Annotated in this window: 32 protein-coding genes; all 32 read left to right on the top strand. The window is 34.7% G+C overall.

Annotated features, from left to right (window positions below; translation table 11 throughout):
• Positions 1 to 84 precede the first annotated feature (84 nt).
• The 32 genes from H0Z29_03465 to H0Z29_03310 all read left to right on the top strand — a co-directional run bounded on the left by H0Z29_03465 (position 85) and on the right by H0Z29_03310 (position 26,383).
• Positions 85 to 528: a hypothetical protein gene (locus tag H0Z29_03465; protein MBO8130561.1), complete on the top strand. Its 444-nt coding sequence runs from the start codon at positions 85 to 87 to the stop codon at positions 526 to 528.
• 14 nt (positions 529 to 542) lie between these two features.
• Positions 543 to 1,022 carry a flagellar basal body rod protein FlgC gene (flgC, locus tag H0Z29_03460; GenBank protein ID MBO8130560.1) on the top strand — a complete coding sequence of 160 codons (480 nt, stop codon included), beginning with the start codon at positions 543 to 545 and terminating at the stop codon, positions 1,020 to 1,022.
• A 7-nt stretch (positions 1,023 to 1,029) separates the two neighbouring features.
• A complete protein-coding gene (locus tag H0Z29_03455) occupies positions 1,030 to 1,326 on the top strand; it encodes a hypothetical protein (GenBank protein ID MBO8130559.1) in 297 nt (98 codons plus the stop codon).
• Positions 1,327 to 1,336: 10 nt separating this feature from the next.
• Positions 1,337 to 1,633 carry a flagellar hook-basal body complex protein FliE gene (gene fliE, locus H0Z29_03450; GenBank protein MBO8130558.1) on the top strand — a complete coding sequence of 99 codons (297 nt, stop codon included), beginning with the start codon at positions 1,337 to 1,339 and terminating at the stop codon, positions 1,631 to 1,633.
• Between the two features lie 3 nt (positions 1,634 to 1,636).
• Positions 1,637 to 3,241, top strand: coding sequence for a flagellar M-ring protein FliF (gene fliF / locus H0Z29_03445; GenBank protein ID MBO8130557.1), 1,605 nt, complete (start codon positions 1,637 to 1,639; stop codon positions 3,239 to 3,241).
• A gap of 16 nt (positions 3,242 to 3,257) precedes the next feature.
• Positions 3,258 to 4,265: a flagellar motor switch protein FliG gene (gene fliG, locus H0Z29_03440; protein ID MBO8130556.1), complete on the top strand. Its 1,008-nt coding sequence runs from the start codon at positions 3,258 to 3,260 to the stop codon at positions 4,263 to 4,265.
• Positions 4,262 to 4,948, top strand: coding sequence for a hypothetical protein (locus H0Z29_03435; protein MBO8130555.1), 687 nt, complete (start codon positions 4,262 to 4,264; stop codon positions 4,946 to 4,948). The genes fliG and H0Z29_03435 overlap by 4 nt, the downstream gene beginning before the upstream one ends.
• Positions 4,949 to 6,280, top strand: coding sequence for a flagellar protein export ATPase FliI (gene fliI, locus H0Z29_03430; protein MBO8130554.1), 1,332 nt, complete (start codon positions 4,949 to 4,951; stop codon positions 6,278 to 6,280). It begins immediately after the preceding gene.
• A gap of 1 nt (position 6,281) precedes the next feature.
• Complete coding sequence (gene fliJ, locus H0Z29_03425; protein MBO8130553.1) at positions 6,282 to 6,719, top strand: flagellar export protein FliJ; 438 nt, start codon at positions 6,282 to 6,284, stop codon at positions 6,717 to 6,719.
• Positions 6,720 to 6,722: 3 nt separating this feature from the next.
• Positions 6,723 to 7,253, top strand: a complete 531-nt coding sequence (locus H0Z29_03420) for a hypothetical protein (protein MBO8130552.1) — start codon at positions 6,723 to 6,725, stop codon at positions 7,251 to 7,253.
• Positions 7,250 to 9,136, top strand: coding sequence for a flagellar hook-length control protein FliK (locus H0Z29_03415; GenBank protein MBO8130551.1), 1,887 nt, complete (start codon positions 7,250 to 7,252; stop codon positions 9,134 to 9,136). Before H0Z29_03420 ends, H0Z29_03415 begins: the two co-directional genes overlap by 4 nt.
• 15 nt (positions 9,137 to 9,151) lie before the next feature.
• Positions 9,152 to 9,865, top strand: coding sequence for an Ig-like domain repeat protein (locus tag H0Z29_03410; protein ID MBO8130550.1), 714 nt, complete (start codon positions 9,152 to 9,154; stop codon positions 9,863 to 9,865).
• Complete coding sequence (locus H0Z29_03405) at positions 9,862 to 10,263, top strand: hypothetical protein (GenBank protein MBO8130549.1); 402 nt, start codon at positions 9,862 to 9,864, stop codon at positions 10,261 to 10,263. The genes H0Z29_03410 and H0Z29_03405 overlap by 4 nt, the downstream gene beginning before the upstream one ends.
• A gap of 97 nt (positions 10,264 to 10,360) precedes the next feature.
• Positions 10,361 to 12,286 carry a flagellar hook-basal body complex protein gene (locus tag H0Z29_03400; GenBank protein MBO8130548.1) on the top strand — a complete coding sequence of 642 codons (1,926 nt, stop codon included), beginning with the start codon at positions 10,361 to 10,363 and terminating at the stop codon, positions 12,284 to 12,286.
• A gap of 89 nt (positions 12,287 to 12,375) precedes the next feature.
• Positions 12,376 to 13,149 carry a motility protein A gene (locus tag H0Z29_03395; GenBank protein MBO8130547.1) on the top strand — a complete coding sequence of 258 codons (774 nt, stop codon included), beginning with the start codon at positions 12,376 to 12,378 and terminating at the stop codon, positions 13,147 to 13,149.
• Positions 13,149 to 13,847, top strand: a complete 699-nt coding sequence (locus H0Z29_03390) for a flagellar motor protein MotB (protein ID MBO8130546.1) — start codon at positions 13,149 to 13,151, stop codon at positions 13,845 to 13,847. Before H0Z29_03395 ends, H0Z29_03390 begins: the two co-directional genes overlap by 1 nt.
• Before the next feature lie 271 nt (positions 13,848 to 14,118).
• A complete protein-coding gene (locus H0Z29_03385; GenBank protein MBO8130545.1) occupies positions 14,119 to 14,799 on the top strand; it encodes a flagellar basal body-associated FliL family protein in 681 nt (226 codons plus the stop codon).
• Positions 14,800 to 14,811: 12 nt separating this feature from the next.
• The gene (fliM, locus tag H0Z29_03380) at positions 14,812 to 15,798 is read left to right on the top strand and encodes a flagellar motor switch protein FliM (GenBank protein ID MBO8130544.1); all 987 of its coding nucleotides are present in this window, start codon (positions 14,812 to 14,814) and stop codon (positions 15,796 to 15,798) included.
• Positions 15,788 to 16,651: a flagellar motor switch protein FliN gene (gene fliN, locus H0Z29_03375; protein MBO8130543.1), complete on the top strand. Its 864-nt coding sequence runs from the start codon at positions 15,788 to 15,790 to the stop codon at positions 16,649 to 16,651. The genes fliM and fliN overlap by 11 nt, the downstream gene beginning before the upstream one ends.
• On the top strand, positions 16,648 to 17,208 hold the full coding sequence (locus tag H0Z29_03370; protein ID MBO8130542.1) for a flagellar biosynthetic protein FliO: 561 nt from the start codon (positions 16,648 to 16,650) through the stop codon (positions 17,206 to 17,208). The genes fliN and H0Z29_03370 overlap by 4 nt, the downstream gene beginning before the upstream one ends.
• Positions 17,192 to 17,941 (top strand): flagellar type III secretion system pore protein FliP, encoded by a 750-nt coding sequence (fliP, locus tag H0Z29_03365; protein MBO8130541.1) that lies wholly within the window; start codon positions 17,192 to 17,194, stop codon positions 17,939 to 17,941. The genes H0Z29_03370 and fliP overlap by 17 nt, the downstream gene beginning before the upstream one ends.
• Positions 17,938 to 18,207 carry a flagellar biosynthesis protein FliQ gene (gene fliQ, locus H0Z29_03360; protein ID MBO8130540.1) on the top strand — a complete coding sequence of 90 codons (270 nt, stop codon included), beginning with the start codon at positions 17,938 to 17,940 and terminating at the stop codon, positions 18,205 to 18,207. The genes fliP and fliQ overlap by 4 nt, the downstream gene beginning before the upstream one ends.
• Before the next feature lie 4 nt (positions 18,208 to 18,211).
• Positions 18,212 to 18,991: a flagellar biosynthetic protein FliR gene (gene fliR / locus H0Z29_03355; protein MBO8130539.1), complete on the top strand. Its 780-nt coding sequence runs from the start codon at positions 18,212 to 18,214 to the stop codon at positions 18,989 to 18,991.
• Positions 18,992 to 18,994: 3 nt separating this feature from the next.
• A complete protein-coding gene (gene flhB, locus H0Z29_03350; GenBank protein ID MBO8130538.1) occupies positions 18,995 to 20,089 on the top strand; it encodes a flagellar biosynthesis protein FlhB in 1,095 nt (364 codons plus the stop codon).
• A complete protein-coding gene (flhA, locus tag H0Z29_03345) occupies positions 20,082 to 22,160 on the top strand; it encodes a flagellar biosynthesis protein FlhA (protein ID MBO8130537.1) in 2,079 nt (692 codons plus the stop codon). Before flhB ends, flhA begins: the two co-directional genes overlap by 8 nt.
• Positions 22,150 to 23,235 (top strand): hypothetical protein, encoded by a 1,086-nt coding sequence (locus H0Z29_03340; protein ID MBO8130536.1) that lies wholly within the window; start codon positions 22,150 to 22,152, stop codon positions 23,233 to 23,235. The genes flhA and H0Z29_03340 overlap by 11 nt, the downstream gene beginning before the upstream one ends.
• 6 nt (positions 23,236 to 23,241) lie before the next feature.
• On the top strand, positions 23,242 to 24,117 hold the full coding sequence (locus H0Z29_03335) for an AAA family ATPase (protein ID MBO8130535.1): 876 nt from the start codon (positions 23,242 to 23,244) through the stop codon (positions 24,115 to 24,117).
• A complete protein-coding gene (locus H0Z29_03330; protein ID MBO8130534.1) occupies positions 24,114 to 24,362 on the top strand; it encodes a hypothetical protein in 249 nt (82 codons plus the stop codon). Before H0Z29_03335 ends, H0Z29_03330 begins: the two co-directional genes overlap by 4 nt.
• Positions 24,352 to 25,137, top strand: a complete 786-nt coding sequence (locus H0Z29_03325; protein MBO8130533.1) for a FliA/WhiG family RNA polymerase sigma factor — start codon at positions 24,352 to 24,354, stop codon at positions 25,135 to 25,137. Before H0Z29_03330 ends, H0Z29_03325 begins: the two co-directional genes overlap by 11 nt.
• Positions 25,124 to 25,372, top strand: coding sequence for a hypothetical protein (locus H0Z29_03320; protein ID MBO8130532.1), 249 nt, complete (start codon positions 25,124 to 25,126; stop codon positions 25,370 to 25,372). The genes H0Z29_03325 and H0Z29_03320 overlap by 14 nt, the downstream gene beginning before the upstream one ends.
• Entirely contained in the window at positions 25,353 to 26,117 is a 765-nt protein-coding gene (locus tag H0Z29_03315) for a hypothetical protein (GenBank protein ID MBO8130531.1), read from the top strand. The genes H0Z29_03320 and H0Z29_03315 overlap by 20 nt, the downstream gene beginning before the upstream one ends.
• Complete coding sequence (locus H0Z29_03310) at positions 26,114 to 26,383, top strand: hypothetical protein (GenBank protein ID MBO8130530.1); 270 nt, start codon at positions 26,114 to 26,116, stop codon at positions 26,381 to 26,383. The genes H0Z29_03315 and H0Z29_03310 overlap by 4 nt, the downstream gene beginning before the upstream one ends.
• Positions 26,384 to 26,392 lie beyond the last annotated feature (9 nt).

Genomic DNA, 26,392 nt, shown 5'->3' with positions numbered 1-26,392 from the left:
ATAACAGCTATATTTAGTCCTTTATAAATAAGCATAATCCAATAATAAATTGAAATACAATGCAATACGAGATTGTAATATTTTATGGAATTAAAACCAAAGAAATATATTTATGGCACAGATATTGGATATGTTAAAATTGGTATGAGTGTGAACTTGATCGATAATGAATATATAAACTTGGTAAAGAGAGCGATAAAGGCGCTTGAAAAGCAGCACGAGGCTATTTCGGAAAACATTTCAAATGTTGCTAATCCATATTATAGGCGGAAAAATACCGATTTCAGACATATTCTACAGACAGAGGAAAAATTATCAAAACTACATATCACGCGTAATAAGCACGTGCAAGGTCTACCTGATGAAATAACAGAGAGCACATTGAGTATAAAGAAAGGTGATTCCGAAGTCGACATTAATAGAGAAATGTCAGAATTAGCTGAAAACCAGGTAAGACATGATTTCGTGACAAGGGTCTTAAGAGGTATTTATGATAAATTAAATTCAAGTATTAAAGGGAAATTATAGAGGTAGTCATGGATATGGGTGGTGTGTTTAAGGTTTTTAAAAATGCTTTTCAGGGTTTAAGTACCTATATGAAAAAAGTTGAATTAATATCAGAAAATATTGCCAATGCTGAAAAACTACCGGATGAGAAAGGAAACCTTTATCATAGAAAAGTTGTCGAATTTGTCGACAGGGAAAAATCAGGTTTCGGTTTTTTTGATGAGTTGAAAGTGAGTTTAAAAACTACTAATACTAAACATATTAACCGGCCTCACTTTTTAAAGGATAATGTTAAAGACAAAAAAATGATTTTTAAGGTTAAAGAGATACCAGGTGAAAAACTGGTTTATGATCCTGATAATCCTAAAGCTGATGAGAATGGATTTGTAAGAATGCCAAATGTAGAGGTGATAAATGAAATGGTAGATATGATCTCGGCAGTCAGAAGTTATGAGGCAAATGTGACAATAATGGATTCAGCAAAAGAAATGGCGAAAAGGATTTTGAGGTTATAGGTTTTATATGAAAATCAATGATGTAATAAACAATTATAACAACCTTATTAAAGAATTTAATAAGTCGGAGAAGTTAATTAGAGATGAGAAAAACCTGCAGGATAAATTTTCCGATAATTTAAAGATTATCGAAAATGAGGAAATTTTAAATGAAAAAAAAGGTAAAGAATTATTGACTGAGGAGGAGAAAATAACGCTGTATTTCCTATTTGGATATAGTAAACCGGAAGAATTCAATTTCTATAGTAGTAAAGTTAATATTGATCAAATTGTCAAAGGGAAGCTTTTGGATGTAAAAGGCTAAGGAGGGAAAATTGAAAGTAAATGATGCTGTAAATTTAAATCTTATAAATGAAGTTGAGAAGATTAAAAAGGACCAGAAAACTAAGGAAATTAATTTTGGTGAGACAATTAAGAATTTTCTTGAAGCCGTTAACTCTGCACAAAAGGAGTCACAAGAAAAAGTTAGTGATGTTATAACGGGCAAATCAGATGATTTGACTGAAGCGATGGTGAAAATGGAAGAAGCTAGATTAAGTTTCAATTTAATGCTTGAAATACGTAATAAGTTGGTAGAGGCCTATAAAGAAATTGAGAGGATGCCGGTATAAGATATGAGAAGGTTGATAGAATTATTAGGGAAATTTTTGCAGCGTTACACTATTGGTCAGAGAATATTGATAATTGCAATATTTGTAGGTATTATATCTTCTATTATTGCTTTAGTTATATGGGCAAACAGACCTGAGTATAGCGTATTGTATACAGAGATGGATCCTGCTATTGCGGGTGAAATTGTTACTGAGCTGAGAGAAATGAAAGTCAACTATCGACTACGTGATGGTGGAAGAACTATACTGGTTCCTTCTGATAAAGTTGCTGAATTAAGGTTAAATTTTGCCGAGAAAGGATATTCGGGGATGAAGATTGTTGGTTACGAGATTTTTGATAATGCTAAAGTGGGTATGACCACATTTATGCAAAGGCTTAATATGAGACGGGCTCTTGAGGGTGAGTTAACGAAAACCATCAGCCAGTTTCCCGAAGTAAAAAGCTGTAGAGTTCATATCGTCCTACCTGAGGAAAGGTTATTTGAAGAAAGAAAGAATGGTTCTGCATCAGTTGTATTATTTCTTGAGCCGGGAAGATATCTAACTGATAGTCAGGTAAAAGGTATTCAGTCCCTCGTTGCAAATAGTGTTGATGGTATTAATGCTTCTGATGTAGTTGTGGTAGACACTGAAGGCAATATCTTAACAAGAAGTCCTGAGGAGGAGTCAAAACTTGGTGCAGCTGGTACTCAATGGGATTTGAAGCATAACATAGAAGATAAGTTACAGAAAAAAGTTAAAGAAATTGTTGAAAATGTTGTCGGAAAAAATAATGCAGTTGTAAAGGTGGCGGTTGATTTGAGCTTTGATAGGGTTGAAAGGACAGTGGAAAGATATGATCCAGACAATGTTGTGGTTGTCAGTGAAGAAAATCACTCCGAAGCTATCGTATCAAGTGATACCGCAAACAATGCAACCGAACAGCATAAAAGGGAAAATGTGGTTACAAACTATGAGCTCGGGAAAATAGTTGAGCATTATTCCAGCGAGCCGAGCAGGATAAAAAGGATATCCGTTGCTGTTCTTGTTAATGGTAGATACGAAACAGTAAGAGATAATAGGGGAAGAGAAGTAAAAAGATATATACCTCGTGATAATAGAGAATTAAACCAGATCGCTTCTCTTGTAAAAAGTGCAATAGGATATAGTGAAGATAGAGGGGATATAGTTGAAGTCCAAAATTTAAAATTTGACCAGACAGCTGTAGAAATGGAAAAGGAATATTTTACCCAGTTACAAAAGAGGGATTTATTTAAGAACATTTTGACAAAGGCTTTGTTATTTGTTGCAATTGTCGCTGTATTTTTCTTAATAAAAGGTTTGATAAAAACGACAACAACTGTTTTGGGGGAATTACCCGCTATGCAGAAAGCTCAACAATTACCACCTTCAAAACCAGGGGCTGAGCTACCATCCCCTGAAAAGATAGAAGAAGAAAAAGCTATTGAAGAACTTGAAGAAAAGTATTTAACCAAACTGTCACCTGAAGCCAGGGCTAAACTTAGAGCAAAAGATAAAATGACTCAGCAAGTCATAGAATATGCAAAGAAAAACCCCGAAGGAGCTGCTCAGCTAATCAAATCTTTAATTAAGCAGTCAACATCTTAACTCTTCAGGAGGAGTGATGGCGGAAAAGGAGAAGCTGACGCCACAAAAGAAAGCAGCAATAATAATGATAGCATTAGGAACACAAACAGCAGCTGAGATAATGAAGCATTTATCCGAATCAGAAATTGAAGCGCTAAGTATTGAGATTGCTCAATTAAAAGAGATATCGGCTGATGTACTGGGACAGGTAATTGAAGAATTTTATCAGCTAACACTAACTAATGAGTATATACTGCAAGGTGGTATTGAATATGCCAGGGAAGTGCTTGAGGCAGCGTATGGAAGGGAAAAAGCTGAGGAGTTAATTGAAAGAGTTGAAGCTGCCACTGAGGTAAGCGCATTTCATCTGCTGCAAAGTCTTGATGAAAAGCAACTCATCAATTTTCTTGGTAATGAAAATCCACAGACAGCTGCTTTAATTCTTTCAAACTTGAAGCCGAAACAGGCAGCTTCTATAATCTCCCAGCTACCTGAAAATATGCAGGCGGATATTGCTTTCCGAATCGCTACTATGGAAAGGACCAGTCAGGAATTCATAAAGGATATAGAATCAATATTAAAGCAACAAATTGATACAGCATTTGGTTCAGATTTACAAAAAGTTGGCGGACCCGAAACGGTAGCATCGATATTAAATTCTGTTAGCAGGTCAATTGAGAGGTCAGTTCTGGATAGTATCAGGCAAAAGGACCCTGAGCTTGCGGATCAGATAGCAAGTATGATGTTTCTGTTTGAAGATATGGTCAAAGTTTCAGATTTTGCTATACAAAGAATTTTGAAGGAGGTTGACACAAAAACCCTTGCCTTGGCGTTAAAGGCAGCAAGTGAAGAGTTAAAAGAAAAGATAATGAGAAATGTTTCGGAGCGCGTTGCAGAAATGCTAAAGGATGAAATGGAGTATCTTGGTCCTGTAAGAGTTAGAGATGTTGAAGCAGCACAAAGGAGAATCGTTGACATTGCCAGAGACTTAGAACAGTCTGGAGAAATAGTGCTTACAACAGAAGAAGAGGAAATAATTGAATGAAATTTAAATTAAGACTTGAGAAGGAAGTAAAGAATATATACTTGAACCGAGAATTGCAGAAAGAAGGTAAGGTAGGAAATATCCCTCAGGAGGAAATATTAGCCGGTGGGAATGGTGAAAAAGATACTATAACAGAAAATATTTATCTAAAAAGAATTAAAGAGATAGAAGAAAAACTTGCTAAAGCATCGCAGATTTACTATAAGGCAGGTTATGAAGAAGGTATTAAAATAGGTCGAAAAGAAGTGAAAGAAGAGATAGAAACATTAAAAGTTGAGTTACAGCAAAGTATTTTAAATCTAAAAGAGCAGTTTAATCAGGCGATTGAATCTCTGGAAGATCCGCTAGTTCGTTACTCTCTTAAAGTAGCTGAGAAAATTATTCATACAACAGTTGAAGATAAGAGTATCGAAATTGCAAGAAATAAAATTAAAACATTACTCAAGAAACTTACAGATCAGGTGAAAATTACTATAAAACTCAGCCCGCAGATCGCTGGTAGTTTTGGTGATATTGGTGAAAACCCAGATTTTCCTATAACACCAAATCAAAGAATTATTATTATTGAGGATGATTGCTTAAAACCTGGGGAGTGCATCCTCGAAACAGATAATTATATAATTGAGAGCACTATTAGAAGAGAACTTGAAAATATTGAATCAGAGCTTTTTAAGGAATTTTAAATGAGCTTTAGCAATATTATATCCGAAAAAGAAGAATTGCTTGAAAAGATTGAGTCAACCCAGATCGATGGAAAAGTCCAAAAACTAATCGGCTTAATTATGCAGGCAACACTTCCTGGGGCAACTATTGGAGAACTATGTTACGTCTATACTGACACTGGATATAAAATCAAAGCAGAGGTAGTGGGATTTTCTGAAAATAGTGTTCTTTTGATGCCTTTGGATGAAACAGTGGGTGTTTCTCCGGGGAATAAAGTAAGAAGAAGTCCAAAACCTTTATCTATTTTTGTGGGAGAAAATCTTCTGGGCAGGATACTGGATGGAATGGGTATGCCCATAGATGGAAAAGGAATAATATACTCCGATTTAAAATACCCAGTTTATAACCAACCTCCTTCTCCATTGAAGAGAAAAAGGATAAAAGATATTCTGGTGACAGGAATAAAGGCTATAGATGGTATTGTTACAATTGGTAAAGGTCAGAGGATAGGAATTTTCTCTGCCAGTGGTGTTGGTAAAAGTGTATTATTGGGGATGATGGCAAGATTTACGGATGCTGATGTAAATGTTATAGCACTTATAGGTGAAAGAGGTAGGGAGGTCCGTGAGTTTATTGAAAGAGATCTTGGTGAAGAGGGTTTAAAAAATTCCGTCCTTGTAGTGGCTACATCAGATCAAGCTGCAATGGTCAGGGTTAAAGGGGCACTGATTGCTACTACCATCGCTGAATATTTCAGGGACCAGGGGAAGGATGTGTTGTTGTTGATGGATTCTCTAACAAGAGTGGCAATGGCTCAAAGGGAAATTGGACTGGCATCGGGTGAACCTCCAACAACGAAAGGTTACACGCCTTCAGTATTTGCACTTTTGCCGAGATTATTAGAAAGAGCAGGAACATCAGATAAGGGTAGCATAACGGGAATATATGCCGTCCTTGTTGAGGGTGATGATCTCGATGAACCGATTAGTGATGCATCTCGAGCAATACTCGACGGACATATTGTATTATCAAGAAAGCTTGCTAATAAAGGTCATTATCCCGCCATCGATGTATTGGCAAGTGTAAGCAGGTTGCGAAGTGAGATTTGCTCTACAGAACATAAAAGATGCATTCAGAGATTTCTCGAAGTACTGGCAAATTACACTGAGTCTGAGGACTTGATAAACATTGGAGCTTATAAAAGAGGTAGTAATCCAGAGGTTGATCTGGCAATTGAAAATATAAACCACATTAATAGATTCCTCAGACAGGATATGAAAGAGAGATGCAGCTTTGAGGAAACTTTAAATCAATTGAAAGAAATATATAACAGAATTAGCAGGATACAGTAGTATGAAGAGAAGGAAATTTCCATATAGAAAAATTTTAGATGTAAAGAAGTCGCTAGAGGACAATAAAAAGATTGAATTAAAAGCACGAGTTTCTGAACTCGAGGTTGAAAAAGAAAAGTTAAAAGGACTTAACTCTATTAAAGAAGAAACCTTAGAAAAGGATACTCATGATAATTCTCTTATTTATCTCAGGTTAAAATCCGAATATATTCAGCAGTTAAACAGGATGATAGATGAGCAGATTAAGACTGTTTCAGATTTTGCAGAGAAAGTTGATAAAGTGAGGGATGAACTATCAAAGGTTCATAAAGAAAAAAGAATTATGGAACAGTTAGAGGAAAAGTTTAAACTAGATACTTTAAACTTACAAAAAAAAGAGGAAACAAAAATCAATAGTGAAATAGCATTGAGAAAAATAACAGCAGCAAAAGGTAAATAGAATATGCCAAGCTTTAAAATGCTGTTAGTAATGGTGGTTATCTTTTTTATTCTTAGTGGCGTACTTACCGTTTTACTTACTTTCCTATTTCCGATAGAAGGAGGATATATTGGAGAGGGGAAAATTGAAAGTATAAAAAATGATATGATATATACAGCTATTGATAGTTTGAAAAAAATTAATTATGGACTGAGAAGAGAATTATTTAAATATAGGGTTTTATCTGATAGTCTTGAGAATGAACTTTCTACAAAATCAGCTCTTGTTTATAGGTATGAGAAAACTATTGAAGATTTAAAAAAGCAGCTTGAGATGTATACAGTTAGGGAAAATAGTATAAAGGAACTTGCAAAAACCTATGAGGCGATGACGCCTGAAGAAATTGCCCCTATCTTAAGTAATGTCGATGATAATACAATAATTAATATATACTTTAATATGACATCAAGGAAGAGGCAAAATATTCTTAGGGCTCTTCCCTCTGAAAGAGCAGCACGTTTAACGAAAAAAATCGCTGAGATGGGTGGCTCATGAACGAGAAAATCAATTTATTAGAGTTACTGAAAAAAAATGGAATTGGCGTGATTCCCGGTATAGGAATTAAACCTGCAAATACATTCCCTAAGAGTTTTCTTGAAATACTGATGAAAAATCTTTCAGGTAAAATCGGTTCGATTAATCTGCATATTCTTGCGAAAAATTTAAAAAGTAGCAGGGGGTCGAATTTATGTAAGTACGCTGATATAAAAGATATTTCAGGGATTAAAAGTATTTCTGCAAAGTCAATTAGTATACTTTTAAGAAAAAATAATGGTATTAGGATAGGAAGTGATGAAAATGAGAAACATAACGTCCTAGAAAACATTCGTTGCAGTATCTCTGTAGATAAGAATATTGTGGATGCTAAAAGCGATAAGTTTGGAGAAACATATAATATCACAGATAATCATGAAGTGGTACTAAAAAGTAGCAATGTTAAAGTTTCAGCCAAGTCTGTAAAGGATATTGTAGAAGATGGAGAGCTAAGAGTTCAAAAGGGTGGAATTATAGATCGGGAAGGGGAATTATTTCCTCATAGAAAAAGTGTTATAATTAAATCCCCTGAAAACCACGGAAAGTTAACTGATGGGATAAATGATTTAAAGACTAATGAAAAGGCAGATATTATTAAAATGCGTGGCTCAGATATTGTAACAACAAATAATGATAAATTAAAGTTAGATCGTGGTAAAAGAATAGAAACAAATACAAAAGTAGCGGTAAATATTGATCCTACTCTGAAACAAAACCCAAAAAGTGAAAGACAGCAGGAAGCTGGTAAATTTAATAATAGTAGTTTAAAGGTTTCTCAGAGTAGTGATAATGATTTTAAGAGGCATATTAAGGTTAAGACAGATGGTTTAGTTGATAGAAAAATTAAGATTAATAACCAAAAAAGTGTAATTGCAAAAGATAAAAATAATGCTTTAGGCCATAATATAGTTAATACTAAAGAAGAAGTTGTGGAAGGTAAAAAGCAGAGCGTAGAGTTAGGAAAGCATTTAGATAATAGGGATTTTGTAATAGTAAATTCTGCTAAAGAAAGAAAAACTCAAAAAGTAAGTCATTCAGGAGTTGATCCTCAGAAAGTTAATGAACCTATTGAAGCTGATGAAAGTAGAAAGAAGAATGCTGTTGGTGATAATAAAGATCTTAATGAGCGGTTAAATCTTACCCTAAAGAATCAAACTGGTAGGATATCTAATTTGAGGGTCGATTATGAGTCTGATAAGAAACAAGATTCCACAAAAATTATTGATGAAGATAGACAATTATCTGATTTTGCAGGAAAAGATGTCAAAAAGGAACTGGTAACCAGAAACAATAACACAAAATTGGATGGTAGGCAGGTAAAAAATGAATCTTCTACCGATAAGAGCATAGCTTTTGAGCAAAAAGTTACCCAGGCGAAGGGTGAAATAAACGACAGGTATCAGCAGGTTAATATCAGAAATTTATTGATAAATAGGATTATCGAGGTTCACAATCAGATGTTTGGTAGTTCAAACAGAATTTTCAGGACAACTATTCGTGTTGATGCCGGTGAATATGGAGATATGGTGTTTATTGGAAGAAAAAATGAGGATAATGAAAGGATTGAAATACTGGTTCAGAATGAAAATATAAAAGAACAGATAAGGAAAATTTTGCCTGATATACAGAATAGAATCTATCAGAAAGGGTTTTCAGTTGATAATATAGATGTGGAGGTTTTCAATAACAGAAAGGAGAATAGACATAGCGCAGGTGATCATACCAATAATAATAATAATTTCCATTCAGAAAAAATTTCTGATTTATCAGAAAAAAATGATGATAGAAAGGAGGTAAAAGGTTTTAAGGACCTTGGTTATAACACAATGGAAATCCTCGCATAGAGGGGGAGGTTCATCATGGATGAGTTAAGTGGAATAACCTCAAATAATCTGTCACAAAGCCTGGAGGGGCTGACAGAAAATTTTAAGCTAAATAAGAATGAGTTTTTACAGCTTTTAATCAAGGAACTTCAGTATCAGGATCCTTTATCACCAATGAGTAACCAGGAATTCACTTCACATCTTGCACAACTGTCTTCTCTAGAGCAGCTAAGCAGTATTAATAAAAGTCTTCAGGAAGGAATACAAGTTGATACCTACCTAACTCAAATATTAAATAATACTCTTGCTACTACACTAATAGGTAAGAAAGTTAAGGCAATTGGCAGTACGATCAATATTTCAAATGGTCAGGCAGAAAGCATCTATTTCAGGTTGAATTCTAGTGCCAAAAAGGTGGTTGCTAGTATTTATGATTCATCCGGTAACCTTGTAAAAAAAATTGAAAAAGAAAATGTGTCATCAGGTGAAAATAGCATTAAGTGGGATGCAAAAGATTCCGATGGTAATACAGTCATTGACGGAGAATACAGATTTGAAGTAAAAGCGTATGATAAAGACGGAAATAGTATTAATGTGACCACATATCTGGTTGGAATAGTTTCTGGAGTTAAGTATGAAGATGGTAGAGCAATACTTATGGTTGGTGACGAAAAAATTGCTTTTTCGAATGTTATGGAAATTCTGGATATGGGAAATATAGTAAAAAAGATCAGTGAGGATGAGCTATGAAGGTTTATGAACTAAGTATTTCAAAGCAAGTTGATTCTGCTCAGAAAATTAATGAGAAAAAGACCGAGAATATCCAGAAACAAATGGAGAATAAGAAAAACTTATGCTTCCAGGATGTACTCAAAACTAAGGTTGAAGGTTTGAATGGTTTGAAGTTTTCTGCTCATGCAATTAAGAGACTAGAAGAAAGAAATATTGATTTAAATTCCGATGAGATTAGAAGATTGAGAGAAGGCGTAAATATGGTTGGGGAGAAAGGTGCGAGAAATTCCCTTATTTTAATGGGGAATCGGGCATTCATAGTGAGTGTAAAAAACAAAGTTATTGTTACGGCTTTGACAGAGGAGAGGTTGAAAGGAAATGTATTTACAAACATTGATAGTGTTGCAGTTGTGTGAAACAAAGAAACTAAAGACAAAAATAGGGCCGGTCCCGGTTAGGGGGGCCCTCTATCCACCGATCGACTGAGGTGGATAATAGGAAAGGAGGGTCATTATGTTTTCCTTTTACATTCCAACTTCAGCATTAAATGAGCAGAAAAAAGCCCTTGAACTAATGGGTGAAAATATTGCAAATCTAAACACTCCGGGATTTAAAAATTGCAGAGTAACCTTTATAGAAGCACTTGGGACGGTTACTGGGAAAAATCAGATGCTGTTTAGACAGGGAGCTCTCACTTATACAGGTAATGTTACTGATCTAGCTATCAAGGGGAAGAGCTTCTTTATACTGAAACATGGTGATGAAACTTATTATACCAGAGCTGGTGCATTTCAGGTAGATGAAATGGGTAAACTTGTAAATGTGGATGGTTATAATGTACAGGGATGGATGTATGATATTACAGCTAACAGTGAGACAAGAGTGAGTAACTCTATTACAGATATTGTAATAGATCCGGATCTGATATTGCCAGCTCGAGCAACTGAAAATGTATGGCTTTCAGGTAATCTTAATGCGGGGCTGGAGTCAACCCGTGAGGAATGGGCAACTGGTACAGCATTTCGGAAGAAAGCTATTGTTGAGGGAACTACCGATTTGAGTGGTGGAATTACGATTACAGCTGGAACTAATGACCAGTTCAGAATAATTTTTGATCCACAGTTTGGAGAGACAATTACACAGGATATTACGATTACCGCGGGTAATTATGCTGATGCTGATGCTTTAGCTAGTGAAATTAATACACAAATACAGGGCACCAGCCTTGATGGCAAAGTTAAGGCTGAAGCTGATGCATCAGGGCAGTATATTAGAATCAAAGCGATAGATGGATATAGTGGAACGCAGATTACTCTCAATGAAATAGGAAGTGGCACATTTCTAAATGATATCGGAATAAATGATGGTGCTCAGGCTATTTCAGGAGATGTAGCTGATGAGTCAACAGAGCTAAATGATCTTTTACAGGTTACTTCGGATCTAATTGGTGGAGATACTTTTAATATAAGTGGTACTGACAAAGATGGTAATAATATATCAGGGACCTTCACATATGGATCAGGAAACGATGGTACAACTTTAAGTGATTTGATTAGTGTTATAAATAATCTATATTCAGGATATTCAACAGCTACTTTGAGCGATGGGAAAATAGTTCTCTCTGATGACGTTCCAGGTGATAGCTCAACAACAATCAGTCTAACCGCAGATACTGGCAATACGGGGGTTATGTCAGTACCGGGCTTTGTTAATACTGTGGCTGGTTATACTGCCAATACCTCAGCATCGATGGTTGTATTTGATAGTCTTGGACAAAGTCATAATATAACTATTGTATTTAAGAAGACTGGTACAGCTGGAGAGTGGGAATGGGAAGTCAAAACATCTACCGAAGAGACAATAGTTTCGGGCGGTACAGGAAGGATACTTTTTGATGCCGATGGTGATCTTGTAGGATTCCTTTATGATGGAGGAGTCGATGCATTAAGATTGCGTCTTGCCAATGGAGCAGATGATCTGGAAATAAAGATACATTCTGAAGAGCAGGAAGGTGTATCCAGTGGTGTGACACAGTACAACGCGGTATCAACTCTACATACAAAGTATAGAGATGGACGTGAATCAGGTTATTTAAGTGAGTTTAAAATCGAAGGTGATGGTTCTATAATCGGATATTTTACAAATGGAGAGGAAGCAAAAATTGCCCAGATAGCCCTTGCGAAGTTTACGAATCCAGCAGGATTGAAAAAAGCCGGTGGAAGTAATTTCCTACCGACTGAGAATAGTGGTTTTCCAAATATTGGAGAGGCAGAGTCTCTGGATAGTACTATCGAATCAGGGAATTTGGAATTGTCCACAGTTGATCTTGCTGAGGAATTTACAAAGATGATAGAGGCTCAGAGGGCGTATCAGGCAGCCGCAAGAGTAGTATCGACTTTAGAACAGATAGCAGATGTAACAACGAATCTGAAGAGATAATTGAAATTGTATTTTTAAAATCCAGCGTCCAGCGTGGTAGTAATTGCTCCCACGCTGGACATACATTTTCTTAAAAATATGGGAATAGTATGGATTTAGCGACAATTTTGGGTATTATAGCTGGGCTTGGGTTAGTATTTTATTCCATAACATCTGGTGGTGACCTCACAACTTTTATTCATGTTCCATCTATGCTTATTGTTTTTGGTGGTACTTTTGCTGCAATACTTGTTAATTTCCCCATGTCTGAGATTATAAGTGTGATGAGTGTTGTAAGGAAAGCATTTTCGGATGATAGGAGAAAGGCGATATCACTTGTTCATCAATTTGTAGAGTTGTCGAAGAAGTCAAGGAAAGAGGGTTTGCTATCAATTGATAAGGAACTAAATAAAATTGGTGATGAATATATGAGAAATGGACTGGAGATGGTTGTCGACGGAATGGACCAGGACACGATAAGAGATATAATGGAAACAGAATTGACGTATTTAATAGAAAGGCATAAAAAGGGGCAGCAAATTTTTACATCCTTAGGGACATTCTCACCTGCTTTTGGAATGATTGGTACCCTGATTGGGCTTATACTTATGTTAAGAAAATTGGAAGATCCGACGGCAATAGGAGGAGGCATGGCACTAGCATTGATAACTACATTTTATGGAGTGCTTGCTGCCAATCTTGTATTCCTGCCAATAGCGGGGAAATTGAAGAATAGGTCCGATGATGAAGTAATAATTAAAGAGATGATAATTGAGGGTGTACTTGCTATACAAAATGGAGAACATCCAAGAATTCTATATAAAAAGTTGCTAAATTACTTACCACCAAAGATGAGGATTGAATCAACTAAGGAAGAGCAATAATGGCTAGAAAAAAAAGAGAAGATTTAAAACCACCTGGTTCCCCTCATTGGATGACTACATATTCTGATATGGTTACACTTCTATTAACATTTTTTGTGTTGCTTATATCTTTTTCATCAATAAATAAGATTCTTTTTGATAGAGCAATGTTTTCTATAAGAGGCGCTTTAGGGGTTTTGAATAAAAACGTTTCAATTTTAAACAATCCTACAACGCCGAAGGAAAGCATGATTGATCAGAGAAGGAGAGTAGCATTATATAGGAACATAAATGCTATGAAAGAAATAGCCAGAAAGATGGGGTATGAAAAGGATATATCAGTTGAGGAGACTCCAACAGGATTTCTAATAAGGATGGGTAGTAGAGTTCTATTTGATTTAGGGAGTGCGGACTTGAAGCCTGAGGCATATCCGATATTAAAAATTGTTGGAGATATGTTAAAAGAGGATGTAGCAGAAGTTATTGTATGTGGTCACACCGATGACTTACCTATAAGATCTGGTAAATTTCCATCCAACTGGGAGCTATCTACAGCAAGAGCTTTAAGCGTTGTGAAATATCTGATTAATAATGTGGGTGTCCCTCCTGAAATACTGGTGTCTGCTGGATATTCTCAGTATAGACCAATTGCTCCGAATATAAGTGAAGAAAACAGACAAAAAAACAGACGTGTTGAATTCCTTGTTACATGGCGATAAAAGTGAATAGGAAAAACACAAATTAAAATCGGCAAATATTTCCTCCACTAAAGGTAATGTGCTATAAACAAGCGGGATTTTGAATTTTTTATTTATAAATGAAATCAATATTTCAAGAAATATGTTGTTGTATATCAGTAATATATGATGATTTATGTTTTATTAATAAATTAACTAAACAAAGTATAAATATTCCAACAGGTGGCATAAAATTTGACATCTTCTAATATGTATAAATTTGTTTTATTGAAAGAAGAATAGGTTTATATATATGCCAGAAGAAGAAAAGACTCAAAAAGATAGCCTCAGAAAGTTCTTTAGGTATTTGATATTTGCTTTGTTAGCTATTGTAATTTCGTTAGCATCTTTTTTTATCACGCGTAGGGTAATATTACCAAAAATATTTGAAAAAAGGTTAAGAAATGATATAAGGGTCGAATTGGGATTGGATTCTGTGCTCGCTGATCAGAGTATAGAGGAGGAAATATTTTCTGGAGAAGAAAGCCTGGCAGTTGAAATAAAAGATACATCATCTTTATTTGATTCTCTTTTAGCTAAAAAAGATTCTGTGGAAGAGAAATCCGCTGGGTTTTTATCAAAGTTATTTGGAAAAAAAGGAGAAAAAGAGTCTGATGGAAGAGGTAGAGAAATAGGGAATATTGTAGTATTTGAAGATATAACAGTGAATACCAATAAATCAGAAGGATTAAGATTTGTATTGGTATCACTGGCTATTGAAACAATGGATAAGAAAGTTGCACAGGAAATAAAAGATAGATCACCTCAGCTAAATGATTTCTTTATTAATTATTTCAGATCGAAAACAGCTCTTGAAATCGCGAAGTTAGATTTTCAAGAGCAATCAAAAAGGGAGTTAAAGCAAAAATTAAATGAGATGCTCAGCTCTGGCAAGGTAGATAGTATCTATTATACAAAATTGATTTTACAATAGAGAAAGGTTGATATGGGCAGAATTTTATCACAGGAAGAAATAGATGAATTATTAGGTAGTGTAATATCAGGTAAGACAGAAGAACCAGCCGAGATAAAAAAGAAGAAAAAAATTACCACCTATGACTTTAGAAGACCCAGTATCATATCCAAGGATCAGTTGAGGCTACTCGAACAAATTCATGAACGATTTGCCAGGAATTTAAGTGTATTTCTGTCCGCGCAAATGAGGATGATAGTTGAAGTTAAGCTATTGGGTATTGACCAGATTATGTATTCAGAATTTATGATGTCACTATCTTCACCATCGGCTATATGGGTCGGTACAATTAATGAACCCTTTACCAAGTTTGTACTTGAGATAAGTCCACAGGTGGTAATTTTTATTGTTGAAAGGCTTTTTGGGGGAAGAGGGACACTTTCTACGGTTTTTCGCCCTATTTCAGTAATTGAGCAAAATGTAATGACAAAGATTGTTGATAGAATTGCAAAGGAAATTTCAGATAATTGGAAATTTCTTAAGGAGTTCGATTGCAGATTTAATCAATTTGAAAGAGATCCAGAGTTCGTTCAAATTTTGTCATCATCAGAACCGGTTGTTGCTATAAGTATTGAATTAAATATTAGAGGAAAGAGTGCGCTGATGAATCTGTGCTATCCTTATATATGGATATCCACAATCTTTTCCATGTCAGATGTGCAGGAAAAAATAATGTTTGGAGGCAAGGAAGTTGAAAAGGAAGAAAAAAAGCTTATAAATGATAATATAAGGGGTACGACGGTAACACTACGGGCGATTCTTGGAAGGATGAACATAAGAATGAAAGAATTTCTTGAACTTGATCTAGGTGATATTTTAAGGCTTGACAAATCAATAACTGATCTCATTGATATTTATTGTTCAAATAAACTCTTATATAAGGGTGTCCCAGGAAAGTCCAGAAATAAAATTGCTATAAAAGTAAGTGAAATAGTAAGAGAGGATAATTATGAAGATTGAGGAATTTAAGAAAGAGTTTGAAAATAATTTTGATAATTTGTTTAAAATAATCAATGAAGTTCTAAGTCAGATAACAGGTAAGGAATATAAAGTAAAATATGCTATAGAGGGTGTGGCAAGTTTGCTTCCTGAATACATCGATTTTGAATATCCTTTTCTAGCTTTAAAGTTTAAGATTGAATCCAGTAAAGTTTTTAATAATGTAATATTACTTAATCAGGAATTCAGTAACTTTTTATATTCTATGTTATTGGGTGAAGGAAATGAAGATATGCAATTAAGTGAAGAGACTTGTGATGGCATCAAGGAAATTTTTAATCAGGTCTTCGGCCAAATAAGGACAAATTTAAAAGATGGTGAGAAGATTAATGCAACAGATATAGATGTACAGATAATAGCTAAAAGTACCTATCTTGATGGAATAGAGAAAACGGACTCGAACTTTTTAGTAACGTATAGTCTCAAAGCTGAAGAATTAAACTTTAGAGTATTTCACTATATATCTTATGAAAAAGTTTCGAAAACTGAGAAGGGAGGGGATAAAATAGAGGTAAGTGAAGCAGAATTCAGAAATCTTGTAGAGGAGAAAGTTGTTGAAGAGACAACCAATATGGATATTTTGATGGATGTGGAGCTTGAGATAGTAGCGGAACTTGGTAGAAAGATTTTACCTATTAGAGATCTTTTACGACTTGGTAAAGGAAGCGTTGTAGAGTTGGATAAGGCTGCTGGAGAACCACTGGATATATATGTAAATGGAAGAAAATTTGCTGAGGGTGAAGTAGTAGTTGTTGATGATGCTTTTGGTATAAGAATAACTCAGTTTACATCAAATAACAGGATGAAACGATGAGAAGTAACCTCTTAAGTAACAATAATTCCCAGAAAAAAAGGGGGAATTTATTACTTGCGGCAATATTTTTTGCTATAGCTCTAATTGGTATTTTGATGATGGTGAATAATCCTTCGTATGAAAATCTGTCTCAGAAGACAATAGAGGATACGATAAAGGTGTCTGAAGAAAGCATAGTTGGAAACCAGGCAGGCAAAGAGATTAATTTTTATACTTTTATTCTTAAAACTATGCTAATAACGGGGATAATTATAATTCTGATACTGATTATAGCTAGGTTTATAAAAATAAAAGGATTCAAAAATTCGACTTTTGGGCAGAATATAAAAATCATTGGCAGGAAATATTTATCTCCAAAACAGTATTTATTAATAATCGATGTATATGGTAAAAAGATTTTACTTGGAGTGACTGAGCATAGCATTAACAAATTAGATGAATTCGAAGTTCAGGATGAGTTTTCCGAAAATAGTATATCAGATGCTAAAAAAAGAATTGAAGGCAATATAATAGAGAAGATTAATCTGAAAAAAAGACAGGATGATAAAGAGATATAAGGTAATCATATTATTGGCGTTTTTAATGGCTCCTATGATTGTATATTCTCAAACACCATTGCCAAGGGTAACTATTGGAATTGACGAATCTCAGCGTCCCGAGGATTTTGTGCTGTCTATAAAGATAGTTATACTGCTTACCATATTGGCGCTTGCACCATCCATCTTAATTATGATGACATCTTTTGTAAGGTTAATTATAGTATTCCATTTTATTAGAACTTCACTTGCTACTCAGACAGTCCCGCCAAATCAGTTGCTTGTTGGATTGGCGTTATTCATAACATTTTTCATCATGAAACCTGTAATTAATGAAATAAATGAAAATGCGATTCAGCCATATTTAAGTAGGGAAATAACGCAGTCGCAAGCAATAGAGCGATCTATCAAGCCTTTGAAAAAATTTATGCTATCGCAGACAAGAGCTAAGGACTTACAGCTGTTTATAGATATGAGAGGTGAAGGATTGCCGCAAAGCCCCGATGAGCTTTCTCTATCGATAGTTGTACCTGCTTTTATAATAAGTGAGCTTAAAACAGGATTTCAGATAGGATTTCTCCTTTACCTTCCAATGCTACTGATAGATATGCTTGTTGCTAGTGTTCTGTTATCTCTTGGAATGATGATGTTACCTCCAATTATGATTTCAATGCCTTTTAAAATACTACTTTTTGTGCTTGTGGATGGATGGCATTTGATTGTTGAATCTTTAGTAAAGGGATTTATGAGATGACGACAGATTATGTAATTTTTTTAGGGAGGGAAACATTGACCACTGCAATCTTTATACTTGCGCCCGTTTTAGGTAGTGCACTTCTGGTGGGTCTTGCAATTGCAATATTCCAGGCTATCACCTCAATCCATGAAATGACCTTGACTTTTATTCCAAAGATTGCAGTAGTAGGTCTTGTTTTATTAATTCTGATGCCCTGGATACTTAATATGATTATGGACTTCGTTCAGGAGGTTTATAGTCAAATACCGTTAATGGTAGAGTAGCGTTATGTATGAACTGATTGATAAAATGTCCGAATTGATGCCCGGATTTATGTTGGTATTTTTTCGTATAGTTTCCATGCTAATGGTGTTACCAATTTTTGGTTATCAATCAGTTCCCCAGCGGTTAAGATTTTTTATTGGTTTCGTGCTGGCTATAGTAGTTTTTCCAACAGTTAATCAAAGTGTAGATATAAATTCAGTTGAATCGTTAATTATTAATATTTCAAGAGAGGTATTCATAGGCTTGATAGTAGGATTTGGTGCCAGATTAATATTTGAAGCTTTCTACATGGCAGGTGGTTTTATCGGAAGACAAATGGCACTTGGATTGGCAAATGTAATGGATCCTACAAGTCATCAGCAACTTCCTATTATTAGCAATTTTTGGTTAATAGTTGTGATGGCATTTGTATTTGCAGTTAATGCCCATTACTATTTTGTTGCGTTATTGGCTGAGAATTTTAAAGCTGTTCCCCTTGGCCTGGGTAGTTTATCACCTCGACTTGGAAGACATATGATAGAGGGTGGCTCTATATTATATAGGATTGGTGTGGGCTTTGCAGCTCCTGCTATGGTATTTTTACTTCTTGTAGATATTGCAATATCCTTTATGGCGAGGGTAATGCCAAGGATGAATGTATTTTTTGTCACTTTACCATTAAAGATTTTCACTGGTATAGTAGTGCTTATAATTTCCTTAAGTATTTTTCAGGTAATATTTGATTCTTTCTTTTCTCAGATGGTTGATTATGTTAATACAATCTTGATTTTTTTAAGAGGTTAAAAAATGCCTGATGGTGCGCAGGATAGGACCGAAAAAGCGACTCCACGAAAGAGAGGTAAAGAAAGGAGAAAAGGTAATGTAGCAAGGAGCGTGGAATTAAATTCTGTTGCGATTCTTTTTGCAGGGATATTTCTTTTTATTTTTCTGGGCAAAGAATTGATAGAAAGAACTCTTCGCTTTATGATAGAGGTTTATCAATCTGTAAGTGTGTATGAAGTTACAGATGATACACTAATATATCAGGTTATGTTCATTTTGCGTTATTTTGGACCTGTTGTTGGTGCTTTTCTCTTGGGTGTAATGCTTACAGGTCTATTGATAAATTATCTTCAGGTGGGCTTTGTCTATGCAAGCGAAGCAATAAAAATTAAATTTGATAAACTTAATCCTGTTAATGGTTTAAAAAAACTTTTTTCACTTAACTCTATTGTTGAACTATTAAAAAGCTTGTTGAAGTTTATAATAGTTGGATTTATCGCTTATTCGGTTTTAAAAAGACATACGGAAGATTATCTACTTTTATTCAGCAGTACAGTCCCGAAGGCGGTTAGTTTCTTCGGTAGTGTGGTGTTTGAGTTGACGGTTAAAATAGCAGTAGTTCTGCTTATTTTAGCTATTGGTGATTATTTTTATCAAAAATATTCTTATGAAAAAAGGATAATGATGACTAAACAGGAAGTAAAAGATGAATGGAAAGACTATGAAGGCGATCCAAGAGTTAAAAGCAGGATCAGATCTCTGCAATTTCAGATGGCAAGAAGAAGAATGATGTCAGCTGTTCCTGAAGCGACAGTTGTAGTTACTAATCCAGTCTTTATAGCTGTTGCTCTTAAATATGAGCCAAAGAAAAGAACCGATGCACCTGTGGTTGTAGCAAAGGGGAAAAGAAAAATTGCAGAGAAAATAAAAGCAATAGCAATTCAATATAATGTACCAATAGTTGAGAATAAGCCACTAGCTCGAAGTTTATATGAGTCCTGTGAAGTTGGTATGGAGATACCATTCACTCTTTATCATGCTGTAGCAGAAGTATTAGCATATGTGTATCAAATGAGGAAGGATAATAATCCAGTAAATAAAGAGTTGATAGATGCCTGAAACTGTAGTGCAATCAAATAGAGTAATGCGCATATTGAGCAATAGTAATGTTGCTCTTGCAGCCGGTGTTATATTGATACTTACTGTTATGATTCTTCCATTACCAACTTTCCTTATGGATGTATTGCTTGTAATGAATATAACAGGTGCTCTTGTAATGTTATTCGTTTCTATTTATATTCTGAAACCATTGGAATTTTCTGTTTTTCCTAGTTTATTGTTAATAGTAACTCTTTTCAGATTATCACTAAACGTTGCTACTACGAGATTGATTTTGACCCAAGCCTATGCTGGTGAATTAATTCAGGCTTTTGGTTCATTTGTTGTGAGGGGGAATTATTTTGTTGGAATTATAATATTTTTAATTCTTGTTATCATAAACTTTATTGTGATTACAAAAGGTGCTACGAGGATAGCTGAAGTATCAGCTAGGTTTACCCTTGATGCTATGCCTGGCAAGCAAATGTCAATTGATGCAGATTTAAATGCTGGCTTGATAGATGACCAGGAAGCTCAGAGAAGACGTGAACAGATAGTGAGAGAGGCTGATTTTTATGGAGCTATGGATGGTGCCTCCAAGTTTGTAAGGGGAGATGCTATAGCAGGTTTACTGATTACAGCAATAAATATTATTGGTGGGTTGATAATAGGAGTTCTGCAAAGGGGAATGCCTATTGGTGAGGCAGCTTCTACCTATACAATACTCACGGTTGGGGATGGTCTTGTTGCTCAGATACCAGCTTTAATTATTTCCACTTCCGCAGGTATAATTATTACAAGGGCATCTTCTGAAAGTAACCTTGGTACGGATATATCGGCACAGATCACTAGGCAACCCAAAGCAATTTTTGTAACATCTGGTGTACTCGCTCTGATGGGACTTGTGCCCGGGATGCCATTTTTCCCATTCATGATTATGGCTGCTATTATGGCAGGGAGTGGTTATTTAGTTGAGAAAGCTTTGAAAATTCAAGAAGCCATGGCAAAGGAAGAAGAGGTTGAAGAGACAGCCGAAGCAGAAGAGAAAATAGAGGAGTTCCTTCATCCTGATCCCTTTGAAGTTGAAATAGGATATGGACTGATACCGCTTGTTGATGTGAATCAGGGCGGGAATTTATTAAGAAGAATATCAACAATAAGAAAGAGTATAGCTATAGAACTTGGAGTAATTGTACCACCAATTAGAATAAGAGATAACATCCAATTAAAATCTAACGAATATGTCTTCAAAATCTATGGAGTTGAGTGTGCCAGATATGAATTGATGATGGGGTATTATCTTGTATTGAATCCTGATGATCGAGCTGAGTTAAAAGGCATTGATACAGTAGAACCAACGTTTGGGTTACCAGCTAAGTGGATTCCAAAATCAGAAAAAGAGAAGGCAGAGCTTGCCGGTTACACTGTTATAGAACCAGTAGCAGTAATTGCAACTCATTTGATGGAAGTATTAAAAAATAATGCCTATAAATTGCTTGACAGGCAGGAAACCCAAAGGATGCTTGACCATTTAAAAGAGACTCACCCGGCAGTTGTTGAGGGGGTTGTCCCAGATATTGTAAATCTTGGAACAGTTACACAAGTACTTAAAAACTTGCTAAAAGAAAGAATACCAATTAGAAATCTTGTTACTATTATGGAAACCTTAGCGGACTATGGCGCAATGACAAAGGATTCGGATGTTTTAACTGAGTATGTAAGAAATGCTCTTGCTGAGGTGATAACTGGATATTACAAACAGGATAAGAACTATATAACAGTTATTACTCTCGATCCGCGCCTTGAAGATAAAATTATGGAGAATGTTAGAAGTGGTAATGGTAGATCACAAAACCTTGGATTTACACCAGATCAGGTTAATAAAATTTTTAGTTCCCTTGCCGAAAAAGTTGAGAAAGCGATACAGATGGGAGTAAAACCTGTTCTATTAACTTCTCCACATATACGAAGATATGTTAGAAACTTTATTGATCCGGTTTTACCAAATTTAGCTGTGCTTTCATATAATGAATTAACACCAGATACTGAATTAAAAACTGTAGGCTCAGTGGAGTATCCAAATGAGAATTAAATCATTTTATGGACAAACGTTGCAGGAGGCGTTAAATCAAGCTAAAGAAGAGCTTGGTGAAGATGTAATTGTTCTTGAAACAAAAGAGATAAAGGGTAATGGTTTGTTACTGGAAAATAAGAATCTTGTAAAACTTACTGTTAAGATTGAAGAGCCAGAGAGTACTGAAGCTAAGCCAAAACATGAAGAAAAGAAAAAATCGAAACCGGAAAAATCCGCTAATGAGGAATTGATTGTAAAAAGACAGCTTGATAAACTCTATAATTATTTCCGTAATATTTTAAATATAGGATTACCTGAGTTTTACGAGAATGCGTGGAGAAAACTATGTGATACAGGCATAGAGTATTCCGATTCAATCGCTATTATTGAAGATATATATTATCAATCTGGCGAAACCAAAGTAATAGATTATAGTGAACTTAAAGCCAGAGTGAGAAAGAGGATTGTTGAAAAGATAGGGGAAAAACTCGGGGATGTAGATAACTTGTTTAACAATGATCGGACTGTTTTTTCTTTTATGGGTCCCACTGGATGTGGAAAAACAACAGTACTAATGGAGATGGCATTGAGTCCAGTTTTAAATAAGATAAAGAATAAAAATATAATATCTACCGATATTTATAGAATAGGTTCAATGGATAGACTCGACAAATTTTCTCAGGTTTCTGGTATAAAGTTAATAAAAGCTAAAAGTCCTGAGGAATTGCTTAGAATTGTTAATGAAATAGATAAAGGTTTAGTGCTTATTGATACACCGATTGGTGATATAGATAGGTATAAGGATATATTCAGGGGTCTTCTAACGGTCCCAGACATTTTACATCTTGTTTGTATACCTGCTAATCTGGACTCGGGTGAAATTGATAGATATATGGAAAGATTTAATTCGTTGAAACGTGTAGGGATTGTTCTAACAAAGGTTGATGAGGTAAGAAATAAAGGCAGGATATTTAGTTTGATAAAAAGTTTTAAGCATAAGTTATTCTTTTTTACAATGGGTAATGAAATACCGGAGAGTCTGCATGTTATTAATGCCAGTGTTCTGGCAAAAGAAATAATAAAAGAATTTTGAGGTGTTATGGTTGAAGGTAGTGCTTTTGGAAGGTTATTAAAGTTTGGTGACGCCAGTGACAAGAAATCTGCGGAAATCATTGCCGTTACAAGTGGAAAAGGTGGGGTAGGGAAGACAAATCTTAGTGTTAATCTGTCTTTACTTTTAAGCCAGTTTGGTAAAAGGGTATTGCTGATTGATGCTGATATTCACCTTGGCAATATTGATCTTTTCCTTGGTATTAATCCAGATTATAATATTTCCGATTTCATTTTAAATCAAAAACCAATAGAAGAAATAATTTTCAAGTGTCCACAGGGGATAGACCTTTTACCTGCTTCGTCAGTTGTAAAGGAACTGATAGAGTCTGAGGATGAGGTGTTAAGAAAAATAAGTGCTGAATTTAAAAAAATTCAGCATAAATATGATACAATAGTGATTGATACAGGAGCAGGAGTTTCAAGAACTGTTCTATCGTTTGTATTGAGTGCTGATAAGGTTATAGTGATAGCAACCCCCGATCCAGCTTCTATCGCTGATACCTATGGGATTGTGAAAATAGTCAAGACTACTGAGCCTAATATGCCGATTATACTCGTTGTTAATATGGTCAAAAATCAGGAGGAGGGTGATTCGCTATTCAGAAAGCTGGATTTAATGGCGCAAAAGTTCTTGAATTCAAAATTGATTTATGGAGGGTATTTGGTGGATGATGAACAGATAGCGAGAGCAATTAAAATACAGAGTCCATTTATATTGGAGTATCCCAATTCCATTTCAACATTACATTTCAAAATAATAGTTAAAAAACTTATGAGTATTCCCATTATGGATAGAAGATTTGGAATTAACGTTTTTGATAGATTAATTGATAATAAAGAAATAATCTTAGGTAGAGAATGATAACCAAAATTATTTATAGTATTGCCCTTTCAATTTCAATTCTGACATTTATACTCTGTCTACTAAGCAATATTTCTCTTTTTACATCGATTATCCGTTCCCTAATTGTGTTTGTAGGTGTATTGTTTATATTCTTTATCGCAAGTGCAGTAATGGCAGTAGCATTGAGACCGAAAGAAATAGGTCAAAAAGAAAATGTTGAACAGGCAAAAAAAGAAGAAGGAAATAAAGTAAATGCTGAATGAAAAATTAAAAATCCGGGAAGATGCTGAATATCTTGTAAGGGAGTATATAACGACAAAAAATGAAAGTTTAAAAGAGAGGATTATTAAATCCTACATAAACCTAATAAAGCATATAGTGGGTAGATTACATATACCTGAAAATTGGATATTAAAAAAAGAAGATTTATATCAATATGGCATAATAGGATTGCTTGAAGCCCTTGAGAGATATAATCTCTCATATGGAGTTAGTTTTAAAACCTTTGCATATAAAAGAATATACGGAGAAATAATTGATGCTATAAGAAGAGAAACTGCTCTTAATAGAGGTCAGGTTAAATCAATAATGAAATTAAATGATGGTCTTGAACGTCTCAGAAGTAAACTTAAGAGAGAGCCTACCGTAGAGGAAATTTGTAAAGAAGTTAATATATCAGAAGAGGAATATTTTAAAATTCAGCAAATCATAGACATTGGTTATACCTTGTCTCTTGACGATAAACTGTATAAGGATGGTGAGGATAGCATCAGAATTAAGGATAGGATAGTTGATCCTGACCAGATGAACCCAGAAGAAAAAGTTGAATTTGATGATTTGAAATCTTATCTAAAGAATATCATTAAAGAGTTAGATGAAAGGGAGAGATTGATTCTTGCATTGTATTTCTATGAGGAGCTGACACTTGCTGATATTGGTCTTGTATTGGGTGTAAGTGAATCAAGGGTCTCGCAAATTTTAAATGAGACGTTAAGGTTATTGAGAAAAAAAGTAGAGGAAAGAAATGCCATTAGATGATAATGTATCTTCTCCTGATTTGAATCCTCTTGAATCGATTCATTCGATTAGGGGTGTGGATAGGGAGAGTAAGAGAGAAAAAAGAAATAATAAAAATAAGAAAAAGCCCAGGGACAAAGACAGGGTAGAGATAAGTAGTTTGAATCAGAAAATGGAAGAGAAAAAGAAAATCGATGAAGAGATAAATAAAGGTATTAAAAATAAAGGAGGTAAAATTGACATTCTCGCAAGGTAAATCAAAGGGTTTATTTTTATATAGTATTTTATTTCTACTTATAATTATATCATGCAAAATGTTGAAGGCTGAAACATTGGAAATAAAAGGGAATACAGGCAATTCAATTATTGTTATTCCTGGTGGAGAAATTTATATGAAGCCAGATATAAAAATAGACCCTGAGAATGGTAGAATGGATATAACTTTTGATAGGAACTCTATTAGTGAGTATATAACATATGGAGTGTTATCAGATATAAATTCCATATTGAGAATTGAATCATCTGTTATGGATTCTTTCTATGTGAGGTTTAAAATTATGACAGTACCATTCAAAAGTGCCAATTTTTCCTACGATGTTCTTGAAAATAAGTATATAGTTGAAATAACGTATCCAAGTATTGCTTTCTTTAATGATAATTTGATGGTACAGTATCCAGCTGAAAGGATTAAAAATAGTGCTATTTTTATGACAAATTTGAAAATTGTTTCAAGAGTCATGTTCCTCCTTTCCTTTTTATTCATGGTTATCGGATTAATTTATTTTCTTGTCAGGGACAAACACGCAAGACAGCTTCTAATCCTATTGAAGAGCCATCATATGGGCAGATCTGGTATACCTTCCAAAAGTAATCGTGGTGAAAAGAATTCCAAGAGTACTGGTAGTTCAAGTTTGCTGAAACATGGCAGTCAAGATTTAAGCTACGATGAGTTAAAAATTTTGAGTAAGCTGAATAATAAAAATATCGATTTCAGGATATGAACTTTTTCAGTAACTATAAAGTTTTTAGAAGGTTTTCAGTCGGAGACCTAGTAAGATGCAGAGTAATTGATAAGGTTAGTGATAAAAGATATATAATAAGGTTATATGGAGTAAATATTTACGTAGAATCAAATAGAGATTTCCAAATTGGCGAAGAAATGGAACTAAAGGTTCAAAGGGTGTTTCCAAGGTTATCTCTGGTAGATATAAACAGAGAGAAGTTTAACAAGATTGAATACAAAAGTGGAAAATTGGTTGTATATTAGAGTGGGGTT

This window comes from Candidatus Neomarinimicrobiota bacterium (genome assembly GCA_017656425.1).
Taxonomy (GTDB): Bacteria; Fidelibacterota; UBA2242; order UBA2242; family B5-G15; genus JACDNV01.
Note: the sequence above shows the minus strand (reverse complement) of the source record. Positions and strands in the feature narration are given on the sequence as shown.